At 65.3% G+C, this 14693-nt stretch carries 10 protein-coding genes and 1 pseudogene; 2 read left to right on the plus strand and 9 right to left on the minus strand.

Annotated features, from left to right (window positions below; genetic code table 11):
• Window positions 1-18: 18 nt before the first annotated feature.
• Entirely contained in the window at window positions 19-4056 is a 4038-nt protein-coding gene (locus FX134_RS08530; RefSeq protein WP_172623434.1) for a bifunctional diguanylate cyclase/phosphodiesterase, read from the minus strand.
• Between the two features lie 231 nt (window positions 4057-4287).
• Window positions 4288-5595 (minus strand): MFS transporter, encoded by a 1308-nt coding sequence (locus tag FX134_RS08535; RefSeq protein WP_232050880.1) that lies wholly within the window; start codon window positions 5593-5595, stop codon window positions 4288-4290.
• Window positions 5596-5936: 341 nt separating this feature from the next.
• On the opposite strand from FX134_RS08535, the gene FX134_RS08540 reads away from it, so the two are divergent.
• On the plus strand, window positions 5937-7361 hold the full coding sequence (locus FX134_RS08540; RefSeq protein WP_080800443.1) for an ATP-binding protein: 1425 nt from the start codon (window positions 5937-5939) through the stop codon (window positions 7359-7361).
• Here the strand turns inward: FX134_RS08540 and purB are convergent.
• Window positions 7358-8701 carry an adenylosuccinate lyase gene (purB, locus tag FX134_RS08545; RefSeq protein WP_080800446.1) on the minus strand — a complete coding sequence of 448 codons (1344 nt, stop codon included), beginning with the start codon at window positions 8699-8701 and terminating at the stop codon, window positions 7358-7360. The two genes, FX134_RS08540 and purB, sit on opposite strands and share 4 nt — an antisense overlap.
• 173 nt (window positions 8702-8874) lie before the next feature.
• Between purB and FX134_RS08550 the strand changes: the two genes are divergently transcribed.
• Window positions 8875-9393, plus strand: a complete 519-nt coding sequence (locus tag FX134_RS08550) for an MOSC domain-containing protein (protein ID WP_080800449.1) — start codon at window positions 8875-8877, stop codon at window positions 9391-9393.
• 315 nt (window positions 9394-9708) lie between these two features.
• On the opposite strand, the gene FX134_RS08555 is transcribed toward FX134_RS08550, so the two are convergent.
• The 6 genes and pseudogenes from FX134_RS08555 to FX134_RS08575 all read right to left on the minus strand — a co-directional run bounded on the left by FX134_RS08555 (window position 9709) and on the right by FX134_RS08575 (window position 14687).
• Window positions 9709-10386 carry a potassium channel family protein gene (locus FX134_RS08555; protein ID WP_080800452.1) on the minus strand — a complete coding sequence of 226 codons (678 nt, stop codon included), beginning with the start codon at window positions 10384-10386 and terminating at the stop codon, window positions 9709-9711.
• A gap of 9 nt (window positions 10387-10395) precedes the next feature.
• Entirely contained in the window at window positions 10396-11055 is a 660-nt protein-coding gene (locus FX134_RS08560) for a potassium channel family protein (RefSeq protein ID WP_080800455.1), read from the minus strand.
• Window positions 11056-11258: 203 nt separating this feature from the next.
• Window positions 11259-12011 (minus strand): CMP-2-keto-3-deoxyoctulosonic acid synthetase, encoded by a 753-nt coding sequence (locus tag FX134_RS08565; RefSeq protein ID WP_232050881.1) that lies wholly within the window; start codon window positions 12009-12011, stop codon window positions 11259-11261.
• Between the two features lie 360 nt (window positions 12012-12371).
• Window positions 12372-12971 (minus strand): hypothetical protein, encoded by a 600-nt coding sequence (locus FX134_RS14790; RefSeq protein ID WP_232050882.1) that lies wholly within the window; start codon window positions 12969-12971, stop codon window positions 12372-12374.
• A gap of 256 nt (window positions 12972-13227) precedes the next feature.
• Window positions 13228-13353, minus strand: a pseudogene (locus tag FX134_RS15010) (PspC domain-containing protein); the annotation flags it as partial.
• Window positions 13350-14687 (minus strand): hemolysin family protein, encoded by a 1338-nt coding sequence (locus FX134_RS08575; protein WP_080800460.1) that lies wholly within the window; start codon window positions 14685-14687, stop codon window positions 13350-13352. The pseudogene FX134_RS15010 and the gene FX134_RS08575, both read right to left, overlap by 4 nt.
• Window positions 14688-14693: the final 6 nt, after the last annotated feature.

Genomic DNA, 14693 nt, shown 5'->3' on the forward strand with positions numbered 1-14693 from the left:
GAGGGCCGCGCGAAGCCCCTACGCGCGGCCCTCGACGCCCTCGGGGTCCTCGGGTTCCGCCGCCAAAAACGCGTGCTCGAAGTCCTCCACGGGGAGGGGCCGGCTGTACAGGTAGCCCTGCCCCAGGCGGCAGCCCAGCCCGCGCAGCAGCTGCTCCTGCTCGGCGGTCTCCACGCCTTCGGCTATGACGTCGATGCGCAGCTCGTCGCACATGCCGATGATGTGCTTCACCACGATCTGCTTCGTCCTATCGGCGCCGAGCGCATCGATCAGACTCTTGTCCAGCTTGATCATGTTGAAATCGATGCTGGACAGGATGGACAGGTCGGTGTACTTCGTGCCGAAGTCGTCGAGCGAAAGCGAGAAGCCCGCCGTCAGCAGGTCGGCGGCGGTCTGGTACAGCACGCCCTTGCCCACGGTGGCGAAGCTCTCGGTGATCTCGATCTCCAGCAGGCTGCGATCGATATCGTAGCGCCGGGCGATGCTCTCCATGCTGGATATGATGTCGCTGTCCAGCACGGTGCGCCGCGACAGGTTCACCGACACCGGCACCGCCCTGCCCTCGCGGCCCCATCCCTCGATCAGGCGGCACGTCTGCTCGAACACGAACAGGTCGACGTGGCGGATCAGCCCGTTCTCCTCGAGCACCTGGATGAAGCGGCCGGGCGCTATGATGCCGCGCCTGGCGTCGCGATAGCGGACGAGCGCCTCGGCCCCGATCACCTCGCCGGTTTCCAGGCTCACCTTGGGCTGCAGGTACACCAGGAACAGGCCGTTCTCGATGGCGGCCACCATGCGCCGCAGCGACGCGCGCCTGTCGTCGTCGGTCGTCCCGTCGCCCGCCGTGTCGTGGAAGCGGCGCTTGTCGGCCTCCATGGCCGCGACGGCCTGCTCCGTCAGCTCGGACACGTTCTTCTCCACCTCGTCCCACGAAAATCCGATGGCGGTGGTGAACAGGCCGTTCGAGTCGACGAGGTCGCGCAGGCCGCGGATGCGGCGCTCGAGTTCCTCCCGCGGCAGGTTGCAGGCGATCACGGCGAACTCGTCGCCGTTGAGCCGGTACACGTCGTTGTGGGAGAACTCGTCGGTCAGCATGATGGCGAACTGCTTGAGGTAGTAGTTGCCCGCCGCGAACCCCTTGGCGGCGTTGATGCGCTTCATGTCGTTGACGTTGGCCGACACCACGCCCACGCTCTCCACGCCGTCGGCGTCGAACTGGGCGATGCGGCGCTCGTAGCAATCGCGGTTCAGCAGGCCCGTCAGGTCGTCGTGGCTGCTGGCGTGCAGAAGCTCGTCCATCATGCGGCGCTTGCGCAGCTCGGCCACCACGAAGGCCGCGAACTGCTCCAAGAACGACACGTTCTGCAGGTTCACGTGGAGGTTCTCCACCGAGAGGAACTCGCTCGGAACCACGTCCTGCGCCCCGTCGCGCAAAACCGCCCAGCGCATGTTGTCCACGTCGTTGTCCACCATGTACCGGTACAGCGCGAACGAGGACCGCAGCACCGCCTCGGGGCTCTCCACCATGATGGGCTCGCTCCAGTCGTTGCTGATCAGCCACGTGTCGAGCCCCCGGTTGTCAGGCAGGTTCGGACGCAGGGCGCCCGGCTTGCGCGACCAGGTGACCGTGCACCGGTAGGTCGCTTCGGCGCTCTCGCGCGTCCAGAACCGCACGCAGTCGGCGCGGAAGAACCCGGCCACCGTAGCCAGGGCGCAGTCGAGCACGTCGGCGAGGCTCTCGGCGGCGTTCATCTGCTGGATGCCCGCCAGCAGGTAATGGCCCTCCGCCATGCCGTTGTCCAGCGAGTCCACGATGCTCTTGTCGTTGGAGATGTCCACGGCTATGGCCAGCAGCACCTCGCGGCCCTGCCAGGAGACCAGCTTGTTCTTGATGAGGAACTCCTGCTCGAGCGCCTCGTTGTTGTTCTTCCACATGAAGAACTTATCGGTGGACCAGTTCGCCTTGCTGCAGAAGGGGCAGGGCGTCGTGCGGCCCTGCATGGCCTCGTAGCACTTCATACCCATGCAGCTCGACGGGGTTTCGCCGATGCGGTCGTAGAACGCCTGGTTGCCGCAGATGAGAGAGAACGTGTCAGGGTCCACGAGGTAGGCGATCTCGCCCTGCTCGGAAAGGAAATCGGCGAACGTCGGCGCGCCGCCGGCCTGGGCGGCCAGCAGATCCTCGAAGGACAGGGAGGCCCGGGCGGCGTCCTCCTGCGCGCCCGATGCCGCCGTTTCGGCGGACGCGGGCGGCGAGGCAGCGGCCGAGCGCTTGCGGCGCATGCTGGTCAGCCCCTCCTCCTCGTCCTGCCGGGCCGCGTCGCGATAGAAGCGGCACACCCCCTTCCCCGCCGCCTTCGCCTCGTACAGCGCGATGTCGGCGCGGCGGAACGCCTCGTCGTAGGAGGCCTCGCCCTCCAGCATCGCCACGCCCACGCTGCACGACAGCGAGGGGGCCGCGTCGCGTGCCAAGCGCTCGAGCAGATCGTCGAGGAGCGTCGTGACGTGCGCCTCGTCGAAGGCCTTCGACACGAACAGGATGAACTCGTCGCCGCCGAAACGGCCGAGCACGTCGTCCTTGCCTTCGACGGAGCGCACGACCTCGATGAAGCGGATGAGCGCCGCATCGCCCGCCTTGTGGCCGCGCTCGTCGTTGATGCGCTTGAAGTCGTCGATGTCGAGGATCATGAACGCGCTCACGTCGCACGGGGCGGCGCTGCGCAGCCGCGCGCGGATGGCGGCTTCGGCGGCCTTCTTGTGCAGCGTGCCGGTGAGCGGGTCGCGCTCCGAGGTGCTTTGCAGCATGAGCTCCTGGCGCTTCTTCTTGTCGATGTTCATGATGGTGAGCAGGGCCAGCACATGGCCGGTCGCAGGATCCCTCAGCAGGTGGACGGCCAGCTTCATCCACACCATCTTGTTCTGCTCGACGATGCGCCGGAACTCGCATTCCAGGTGGTCGATGCCGTTCTCGAGCGACGAGATGAAATTCTCGCAGCGCATGATCTCGGTGTAGTGGGCGCGGTCGTCGGGGTGCACCACCTTGCCCATGAACTCGCCGACGATGTCCCAGTACGACGCCGTGGCAACGAGCTCGTTGTACAGGTTCCAGATGCCGCCCACCTTCATGATGACGTTCGCGGTGGCGTCCACGTGGGCGTAGGCTTCCCGCTCGGCGAGCATGGCGTAGTAGAACTGCGTCTCGTTCAGGTACTTCATGATGAGCTCTTTGTGCTCCGTGATATCCGTGAGCACGCCGCCGCCCGACGAGCCTCCCGGAAGGTACTCGTTTCGGCAGTTCACCAGCGTCAGACGATACCACCGCCACCGCCCCGTCTCCGCGTCGGCGCCGCCCAGGCGCACGTCGCACGAGGCGCGGATGCTCCGCTCAGGCGTTGGCGAGCAGGAATCCGGCGGCTCCGAGAACACGCGCAGGAAGGCCTCTTCGTCCTCGGGATGGACGAGCCCCGCGTCCACCATGGCATCGGGGAAATCCGGGCAGATGGAGCCGTCGCACAGCCGGTTCAGCACGCGTGAGGAGGATATGACGCGCGCGGCGCGGGTTTCGACATCGTAGGAGAACGCCTCGAGGCCCGAGGTGGTCGACACGCACTGCATGAGGCTGCGAAGCTGGTCGATGCCTGCCTCGAGCTGCGCCTCTCGCGAGCAATCGCTCGAGAAGCAGCAGATCACCGCGTCGTCGTCGAACAGCAGGCGCACCGCGCTCGTGCGCAGCTCTCGCGTGGCAGACGCCGTCTTCACGCAATGGCGGAACTCTGCCGTTCGGGACGCTCCCGCGGCGTCGCTTCCGAACTCGCCGCGGGCAAGCCGCGCCAAGTTGTCGCTGGCGTCCTCGTCCCACAGCGCGCTGAGCCGGCGCGCGTAGCGAAAGCCCATCTCCTGCTCGGAGCAGCCCATCAGGCGATAGAACGCGTCGTTCGCCCAGAGGAGGGTGAAGTAGCGGTCGCATGCAACGATGCAGGCGGCGGAGGGGACCACGGCAAGGCCGACGCTTTCCGCAAGCGCATCGAAGTGCGACAGGTTTTCGAGGGTCGCCATTATCCGCTCACCGCCTTGCCAGGTGATTCCGGCTCTATTCCCCATTAATTCAATCAAGTAATCACTAGATTATAGGACGCGGAACGGCAAATGCAAGGCTTTTTGCTTCGAGTTTCCGCGGAAAGCCTGGTCGTCAGCGAAACGCACCGTGATTGGAGGGGAAACCCCTATGCGTCCGGCAGCCCCCGAAGCCCGCGCGCTCGGCATCCGCCGCCGGCGCGCGGGACGGGCTCACGCAAGCTCGGGGAGAGCCTCTTCCCTCGGCAGGGGCCGCGCCTCGCCGCTCCCGCCGTCGCCATCGCGCGGCAGACGGGCCGCGGCGGCCAGGCCCACGGCCACCAGCACGGCCGCCAGCACGCAGGTGCCTATCATGACCGAGACGATGGGCGCGTAGGAGCCGAACGCGTCGAAGGACATCCCCATGACGGTGAGGCCGAGCGACCCGACGAGCGTGGTGGCGATGGACACATAGGAGTAGATGGCGCTGTAGTCCTTCTGGCCGAATGCCGTGCGCACCATCAGCGGCACCGACACCTGCACCATCGCCGTCATCGCGCCGAACGTGGCCGCGCCCGCCAAGGCCAGCGCCGCAGTGCCGCCCATCGCCATCAGAAGGAGAGCGAGCGATACCACGCCCAGGCCCAGGCCCACGATGGTGGCGTTGCGCGCGCCCAGCTTGTCGTTGAGCCACCCGAGCACCAGCTTGCCGACGATGTTGCCGATCATGGCCGCCGACACGAGGTACGCCGCCAGCGCCGCCAGGCCGCCGGTGGTGGCGTAGGTGGGCAGCAGCTGCATGAACGAGCTGACGAACGAGAGGATGCTCGCCACCAGGAACAGGCACACGAACGCGAGCGACCTCACGGCCGTCTTCGCCGACACGCCGGTCAGGCCGTCGCCCGCCGTCGAGCCCGAGACGGCGCCCTCCTGCGGCACGTCTTCGGCGCCGTAGGCGGCCACGCCCATGTCAGACGGCTTGAACCGGATCACGAACAGCGAGAACGGCAGCACGAGCACGAGCGCGATGCCGGCCAAAAGCGCATAGGCGATGCGCCAGCCGAACGCCTCGATGAAGAAGCCGCCGAGCGGGTTCACGATGGCGCCTGCGATGCCCGAGCATGCCATGGCCAGCCCCATCGCCAGACCGGTGCGCTTCTTGAACCAGTTGGAGATGATGATGGGCGCCGTCAGTATGAACGCGCAGGCCGCAATGCCGAGCACCGGCCCCGCGATGTACCACTGCCACACCTCGTGGAACTGGCCCATGCTCGCGTACGCGAGCGCCACCACCACCGCGGCGATCGAGACGACCGCGCGGATGTTGTATTTCGGCAGCAGGCGCCCCACCACGGGCAGCGCGCCGGCCATGAACAGGCCTTGCAGCGTGAGGTACAGCATGAAGCTGCCCTGCGAGAACTGGAGGTCGCCCAGAACCGAGGGGATCATGATGCCGATCGAGTTGATGATGGTACCCTGCCCGCCTGCTTGCAGAAAGCAGCAGGCGATAAGCATCAGCCATGCGGGATGGATCCTTTTCATTGACGAGCCCCTTTCGCGCGCCCTTTGCCAGGACGATCGTGACGTGGGGGCACGCGACGCGACGCGCACGGCGCGTGCCCGGAAAGTGTCTCTGCGCAGAAAAGAGCCGGCTCACGTGATGACACGGGGAGCGTGTGTCATGCGTGCCAGAATAGCATCCGCGCGCGAGCAGGGCTGCCGCCGAAAGGGACTGTTCTACGAGCGGAGAGGAAGCGGCCTGTCGGAGGCCCCATACCCACGGCAGACGGCTGTTGCCCGAACGAAACCGATCTGTTGTTGCCAAAGTTATTCTATACAGTATAATACTCACCAGTATATTAATGAGCGCACAGGCGGTGACTATGAAGAAGTTCATCGATAGAGACGAGGAGCTGGCGGCGCTCGAGCGGGAATACCGACGCGACGAGGCGTCGCTCGTCGTCGTGTACGGTCGGCGGCGTGTTGGGAAAACCTCATGCTTGGTGGAGTTCATGAGCGGTAAGCCGTCGCTCTACTTCCTTGCGACCGAGGAGTCCGAGGCGCAGAACCGGCGCGCCTTCAAAGACGCCGTCGCCGCTTTCGCCAGGGACCCCTTGCTTGCAAGCGCGAGCTTCGAGCAGTGGGACCCCATCTTCGAGCGGCTAGCCCAACAACAGCAGACAGAAGACCGCATAGTGCTCGTCATCGACGAATTTCAAAACCTCGGGAAAGCCAACCCCGCCTTCCCCTCAATCATGCAGCGAATATGGGACACCTTCCTCAGTAAACGCAACGTCATGGTGGTGCTTTGCGGTTCGCTCATCACCATGATGGTGGCGCAGACGCTCTCCTACAGCAGTCCCCTCTACGGCAGGCGTACCGCCCAGCTGCGCATGAAGCAGCTGCCATTTGCCTTCTACCCGCAGTTCTTCAAACCCATGCCGCTTCGCAACCTGGTCGAACGCTACAGCGTCACCGGAGGCGTACCGAAATACATCGAGTTGTTCAATGATGATGACGACGACATCTACAAGGCCATCGCGCGCAACGTGCTTGACCGGAGCAGCTTCTTGTACGACGAGCCTAACTTCCTCCTGCAAAAAGAGGTGGGGGAAGTGGGCACGTACTATTCCGTCATCAAGGCCATCGCCGCAGGAAACAGGAAGTTGGGAAACATCGCCGCCGTTCTGGAGGCCAAGCAGACGAGTCTGACGAAGTATCTGAAAGCACTCATCGACCTCGACATCCTCGAGCGGGACGTGCCGGCAACCGAGGGTAACCCGGAGAAAAGCAAGAAGGGCCTCTACCGCATCAAGGACAACTTCCTGCTGTTCTGGTTCCGCTATGTGTTCCCGAACCTCGGGCTCATCGAATCGGGCCATCCTGACGCGGTCATGCGATCGATCAAGGAGAGCTTCGTAGATGGGCACGTAGCCTACGTTTATGAAAACGTGTGTCGTGACCAGGTGTGGGAACTGGCGGCCCAGGGCACGTGGCCCTTCGTTCCCGAACGCGTCGGACGATGGTGGGGCGCAGGCGATGTCGAGCTGGATATCGTCGCGCTCAGCGAGCGGGAGCGCTCCATAACCTTCGGTGAATGCAAATTTTGGAAAGCGCCTGTCGGGGCCAACATCCTGCGCGATCTCGAGGAAAAGGCTGCGAAGGTGGGCTGGCACTCGCAGGATCGCACTGCGTCGTTTGCGCTGTTCAGCATCAGCGGGTTCACCGAGGAGCTGACGGAACTCGCCAGCGTCCGGCCCGACGTGCTGCTTGTCGGGCCGGACGACTTCGTGCTGAGGACTGGCTAGAACTCCAGGTCGCGCAGACGGTCGAACACGACGTCCTTGCGGGTGAGGAAGTCCCAGGGGTCGAAGATCTTATCGAGCGTCTCCTTCGACAGCGTGGCCTCGGGGTCGGCCTCGAGGTTCTCGCGGTAGGTGGGGCCGTCCACCGCGTTCTGGATGTCCTCCCACACCTTCATGGCGTTGCGCTGCACGATCACATACGCGTTCTCGCGGCTGATGCCCGTGTCCACCAGGGCCAGCAGCACCTTCGAGCTGAAGATGAGACCCTTCGTGCGCCACAGGTTGTGCTCCATCTTGGCGGGGTAGGTTTGCAGGCCGTCGAGCATCCACTGCATCTTGGCGAACATGTAGTCGAGCGCCGTGAAGCTGTCGGCCAGCACCACGCGCTCGGCACCGGAGTGGCTGATGTCGCGCTCGTACCACAGCGCCACGTCATCGAAGGCCACCTGCGCGTTGGACTTCACCACGCGGGCCAGGCCGCAGACGCGCTCGGCCGTGATGGGGTTGCGCTTGTGGGGCATGGCGGAGCTGCCCTTCTGGCCCTTCGTGAACGGCTCCTCAGCCTCGATCACGTCGGACTGCTGCAGGAGGCGCACCTGCATGGCGATGCTCTCCAGCGTGGAGGCCGTCACCGCGAGGCCGGCCATCACCTGGGCGTGGCGGTCGCGCGCGAGCACCTGCGTGGACAGCGGGTCGGGCACAAGTCCCAGGTGCTCGCACACGTACTGCTCGACGAACGGGTCGATGCTGGAGTACGTGCCCACCGCACCCGAGATGGCGCCCGTGGCGGCCACGTCGCGCGCCTGCTCCATACGCGTCTGAGCGCGCTTCAAGGCCCAGGCCCAGCTGCCGAACTTCATGCCGAACGTCATGGGCTCGGCGTGGATGCCGTGCGTGCGGCCCACGCAGAGCGTCTCCTGGAACTCGAACGCGCGGCGCTTGCACGTCTCGCCCAGCTGCTTGATGTCGGCCAGGATTATGTCGATGGCCTGCGTGATCTGGTAGGACAGCGCCGTGTCGCCCAGGTCGGACGAGGTCATGCCGTAGTGCACCCAGCGGCTCGGCGGTTCCTGCCCTTCCGGTACGTCGGCGTCGATGTACTCGGCCATGTTCGTGGTGAAGGCGATGACGTCGTGGTTCGTCACCTTCTCTATCTCGTCGATGCGCTCCACCGTAAAGTTAGCATGCGCGCGGATCCACGCGGCCTCCTCCTTCGTGATGCCGGACTGCCCCAGCTCGGCCTGCGCCTCGCACGCCAGCACCTCGATTTCCTTCCAGATCTCGAACTTGTTCTGTAGCTCCCAGATGGCCCCCATAGCGGGGCGCGTGTAGCGGTTGATCACGCCGGTCCCTTTCCCACGTCGTACCTGATGACGCTAGCTTACCGCATACGCCGCCCCCCTGGTGCATTTTCACGGAAAGCGCCGAGGGCCGGCCTTCGCTTGACTTCGCTATTCTCGATCGAGTATCATATTTCCTATTCAAATAGTAGGCTTTACGAAAGAGGAGCGGCACTATGGAGAAGCACCTGGCAGGGCGCGTGCGATCGGTGAACGTGTCGAAGCGCAAGGGCGGGCGTAAGGCGCCGTCCCCGGACGGCGTCACCATCGAGGCGGGCCGTGGCGTGGCAGGCGACGCGCACGCCGGCGACTGGCACCGCCAGGTGTCGCTTCTGGCCTGGGAGTCCATCGAGAAGGCGCGGGCCATGGGGCTGGACGTGGCCGAGGGCGACTTCGCGGAGAACATCACCACCGAGGGCATCGACCTTCTGGCGCTGCCGCTGGGCACGCAGGTGCACGTCGGCGAGGCGCTGCTGGAACTCTCCCAGATCGGCAAGGTATGCCACACGAAGTGCGCCATCTATCACCTGGCCGGCGACTGCATCTTCCCCCGCGAGGGCGTGTTCTTCGTGGCGCTCGAGGGCGGTGCGGTGAAGCCCGGCGACCCGGTGCAGGTGATCGCGCTCGGCGACGGCACCTGCGCCCACACCCCGCCCGAAGCCCTCGCCGAAATCGCCGCCGCCCGAAAAGACTGAATGTTTCACGTGAAACATCCGTTCCGACTCCCCTTCTAACGCATAACCGGCGGTCGAAGGCCCCTCCGGAGGTCGGCCTTGACGCCGAAACGGCCTCATTCCCTGATTGTGCGCCTCGATTCGCGTGCAGGAGGACGCGGTCGCCGGATTATGCGCATCTTGTCATCCTGAGCGCAGCGACCGAAGGGAGCGGAGTCGAAGGATCCCGTTCGGCGATAGCAGGGAGCGTCACTGCTGGCGCCGCGCGGGATCCTTCGACTCCGGCCTTCGGCCTCCGCTCAGGATGACAGAGGGGGGCTGGCGCGATGCCCTTCCCTACAGCGACTTGAACAGGGCGCGTACCTGGTCGAGCACTTCGGTGTCCACCACCACGACGGCCTTGTCGCCGGGGTAGAGCACGGAGTTCTCGCTGGCCACCTCCACGTTGTCGTCGTCCTTGGGCGACACGGCGGCGATGAGGCTGTTCGGCGGCATGGGGATGGACGCCACCAGGATGCCGGCCTCGTTGGAGTGATGGCGCATGCGCGGCACCACGATCTCGGCCAGCACCACGTTGCCGTGCGTGAGCGACGAGGCCACGCTCACGCTGCCCAGCAGCGTCTCCTCCTCGATGAGGTTGGCGATGAGGGTGGTGGACGACACGCACTCGATGCCCACCTCTTTGAAGATGCGGAGGTTCTTCGGGCTGTTCACGCGCGCGATGCACCGCGGCACGTTGAACACGCGCTGCGCGATCTCGCACGACACCAGGTTGTCGTCGTCCTGGCCGGTGGTGGCCACGAACACGTCGGCGCGCCGGATGCCGGCGTCCTCCTGGTACTTCGAGTCGCAGCCGTCGCCGTGGATGACCAGGTAGCGGCCCTCGAGCGCCACCGACAGGCGGTCGGCCGTGGCCAGGTCCTCCTCGATGATGGCCACGTCGTTGTCGCTGCGCAGCAGCACGCCCGCCAGGTATTCGCCGATCTTGCCGCCGCCGGCGATCACGATGTACATATGAGCCCCCTAATCCTGGATGTAGCGCGAGAACGATTCGATCAGCTCGTGGCGCACGCAGGCGAGCACCGAGTCCCCGTTGTAGAGGATGGAATCGCGCGTGGGGATGGAACTGGCCGAGCCGTCGCCGCGCTCGAACGCGATGATGCGGATGTCGTGGTCGCGCTCGATCTCCGAAACGCGGATGGTGCGCTTGTCGGTCCAGCTGAGGTCGAGCGAGAACCGCAGCACCTCGAACTCGCCGAACGTGTCGAGGTGCGCGCCGTGGCCGGACACGATCTTGCTGAACACGTCCTCGGCCACGAGCGAAGTGCCGCATACGTAGTCGATGCCCAGCTGCATGTAGGCGCGCTCATGGTCGGGGTTGTACAGGCGCGCGATGACGTGCGGCACGCCGAACAGGCGGCTGCCCACCTCCGCGCACATGAGGTTGGTGTTGTCGAACTGGGTGACCGCGGCCATGACGTCGCAGTCCTCCACGCCCGCCTTCACGAGCGTCTCCTCGTCGAAGCCCACGCCCTGCACCGTGGAGCCGTTGAAGTTGCGCCCCAGGTTGGCGAAGGCGTCGGGGTTGCGATCGATCACGCAGACGTTGCTGCCGTTGTCGGACAGCATGTTCGCCAGCTGGGAACCGACGCGGCCGCAGCCCACGACGATCACGTTGCTCATAAGCGCTTCTCCCTTCGATATGCCTCCGCATAGGATACTGCAATCAGGCAGGCCGCGACAGGGGCGTGACAAAGGGACGGGGATATTGTCACATTCCTCGAAGCGATAGGACCCTCCGGAACTTTTGAGAATGTGACAATATCCCCGTCCCTTTGTCACGCCCCATCCCCAGAAAAAGAAAGGGGCCGCGCGGCCCCTTCGTTCTAGATCATCTGCATCTGGCCCAGCGTGGCGTTGAACCAGTGGTCGGTGTTGGGCGGGCAGTACTTCGCCGCGAAGGCGTAGGTGATGGAGTAGCCGTAGTTGCTCGCCAGGCCGGCCACATGGGCGTTGATGGCCTCTTCCCAGCTGCCCCAGCTCGACTGGCCCCAACCCCAGGCGTTGTGATCCTTGAAGCAGACGGCGCCCTTCGAGCTCTCGGTGTTGGAGATGGCCGGCGACCAGCGTGGATCCACGCCGTTGTTCCACGCGGCGGTGGCGAACGTCACGCCCTGGCCCGCCAAGGGCGAACCGGCAAGGTAGGCGTCGATGCGGGCGGTCCACTCGGCGATGAACGCCTCCTGGCCCACGCTCCAGTCCACGTCGGGCAGCGACGCGGTCGCCTCCACCGCAGCCTCCTGCGAGGCCTGCGCCTGCTGCTCGGCCTTGGCGGCCTCGGCAGCGGCGATGCGAGCCTCCTCCTCTTTGCGAGCCGCTTCTTCGGCGGCGATGCGGGCGGCCTCTTCCTCGGCCTCGATGGCGGCGATGCCCTGGGAGATGTCGCGGGAAGCGGTGCTCGTGAGAACGGTGGACTCCTTGGCAACCTCGGACGTCGCCATCTGGTCGGACACGGACTCGTTCGCCGGCGCGCTCACGGCGTCGATGCCGAAGGAGTCGATGTCATGGGACGCCGCTCCGCCAGCGGAGGCGATGCCGATGCCGATGCATCCAGCCACCAGGCAGGACGCGCAACCCACCGCGATCACTTTCGCGACGAGGCTCGTTTTCCGTTGTACGCAGCTCATGGCCAAAACGTCGGTTACCTTTCGTTGCACAGCGCACGACCTTCGACCGCTATGGCGGCTGACAGCGTGGTGGATTGTGAGAAGGGTTGCTGCCGGAAGGGCGATATGCTGTTGTGTCCTGACGTATTCTAGCTGAGAGTACCCCCCGAGGGCAAAAAAGTGTGGAGACGTACTTCACGTTTTGTTCGCTTGACAATCATCGTTGCCAGGTTTCCGCAGATGGGGTTCCCATTGGCCGAAAGGCGTCAAAAACGAACGAATTGTGCAGATTTTCGCCGACCCGATTGCCCGCGCCCGCCGAGCGCGACGGCCTCACCCGAGCCACGGATGAGTGTATATATAGTAGTCGCGGCCGAAGGGGGCCGACAGCACGATCTGCTCCGTCGCGCCGGGCACCGAGTACCACACGAGCCCGACGATGCAGAACGCGGCAAAGCACAGACCCGCCAGCAGCGTGAGCCACGGCGACTTGAGCGCGCTGCCCAGCGTGAGCAGGCCCAGCATCATGAGCAGCAGCGGCCACAGGCTCACCAGCATGAACTCGAGCGTCTGCCACCCCACCACGCCCAGGCTCATCATCAGAAACGACACGCCCGCGAAGAAGCACACGAGCCCGTCCACGAAATGCCGCATCCGATGCCCTGGCTCGGCCGGCACCACCATCCGCACGATGCCGAGGATGACGAAGATGAGCGGCCAATACTGCCACCACGACACGCCCTTCACGAACGTGGCCACCATGGACACCACGCCGAAGAACAGCAGGAACGAGCCGAGCCACAGCGCCGCCTTCACGCCCTTGCCCGATGGCTCCGCCGGCGGCTGCGCGCCGCGCGTGGGGAGCGGGTCCGGGGTTTGCGCGTCGGGGCGCGCCCAGCCGTAGGAGGGAGGCGCGACGGGCCGCTGGGGCATCCCGGGGCGGCGGGGGCGGTTCGTGCCCGGCGGAGGCATACGGGCCGGCATAGCGCCACGCGGCCGCTTCGGCCGGGCTTGCGCCGTAGGACGATCCCTGGTCGGCTCGGCCGCGCGCCACATCGGCGTCCACCGTGCCGTAGGTGTCCGAATGCACCGACTGCGGCTCCACCTCGAGAGGCGCCGCCACTTTGGGCTCTTTGGGCAGGACGAGCCAGAGGATCACGTAGCCTATGCCCAGCAGCCCGCCCGAGGCGACGGTGAAGATGATGACGAGGATGCGAACGATGACGGGGTCGACGTCGAAGTAATCGGCCACGCCGGCGCACACGCCCCCTACGAGGGCGTCGCGTGAACGATAGAGCCGCTTTTCACCCGTCACGCATCCTCCCGGACAACCGCTTCGCCGACACCTTCGGGGGCATCGGGGCGAGCGAGCCGTTCCACGCGCACGGTTTGGATACGACGGCGGCGCATGGCCTGGATCTTGAACCCGAACCCATCGATGACGAGCGCGTCACCGGTCTGCGGAACCGAATCGAGCACGCTCAAGAGCCAGCCGGCGATCGTCTCGTAGTCCACCGACTCCTCCACGGGCCAACCGAGCTCCTCGGCGTCCTCGACGGGGAACCTGCCGTCCACGATCCAGACACCGTCGCCTTCCCGCACGATGAACGGGTTCTCGCGATCCGTCTCGTCGACGATCTCGCCGACGATCTCCTCCACGATGTCCTCGACCGTAATTAAACCATCGGTGCCACCGTACTCGTCAACGACGATGGCCATCTGTTGCCGATTCGTTTGCATCTCCGCCAGAAGCGGGAAGATGTCCTTCGTCTCGGGCACGAACATCGCCTCGTAGGCGTAGGCCATCACGGGGTCGGCCTCTTTGCCGTCCATGAGCGGCGCGACCAGGTCCTTGTAGTGGACGATGCCTACGATGCGGTCGATGTCCTCGTGATACACCGGCAGGCGCGAGTAGCCGGTGCCGCGCATGCGCTCGATTGCCTGGCGCACGGTCTCGTCGTCCTCCACGAGGATCATGTCCACGCGCGGCTGCATGATCTCGTGCACGCTCATGTCGCCCAGGTCGATGATCTCGTGGATCATACGCTTCTCGTCGTCGAGCAGCTCGTCGTTGTCGGTGACCATGAACTTGATCTCTTCTTCCGACACGGCCTGGCGCTCGTCGGCATCCTTGATGTTGAGCAGGCGCGACAGCCCGTTGGCCGACGCCGAGGTGAGCGCCACCAAAGGCGTCGCGATCTTCTGGAACACCATGAGCGGGCCCGCCACCGACTTGCTCACGCGCTCGGCGTCGGCCAGCGCGATGCGCTTGGGCACCAGCTCGCCCACCACGATGCTCAGATACGACACCACGAGCGTGATGAGCACCGGCGCGAGGCCCGGCGCGATCACCGAGAGCCAGCCCACGCCGAAGCTGGAAAGCCACTGCGCGAACGGCTCGGACAGGTTCGTAGCCGCGGCGGCCGAGGCGAAGAACCCGACGAGCGTGATGGCCACCTGGATGGTGGCGAGGAACTGCCCCGAGTCGCTGGCCAGGGAGAGCGCGCGCTGGGCGCGTTTGTCCCCCTCGTCGGCCTCGTGCTGGAGCAGCAGGTGCTTCGCGTTGACCAGCGCCATCTCCGACATGGAGAAATAGCCGTTGACCAGGACCAAAACGAATGTGACGACGATGCTTATCCAGATATCCATGAGTAG

The organism is Arabiibacter massiliensis, from assembly GCF_902386925.1.
In the GTDB taxonomy this organism is placed as follows: Bacteria; Actinomycetota; Coriobacteriia; order Coriobacteriales; family Eggerthellaceae; genus Arabiibacter; species Arabiibacter massiliensis.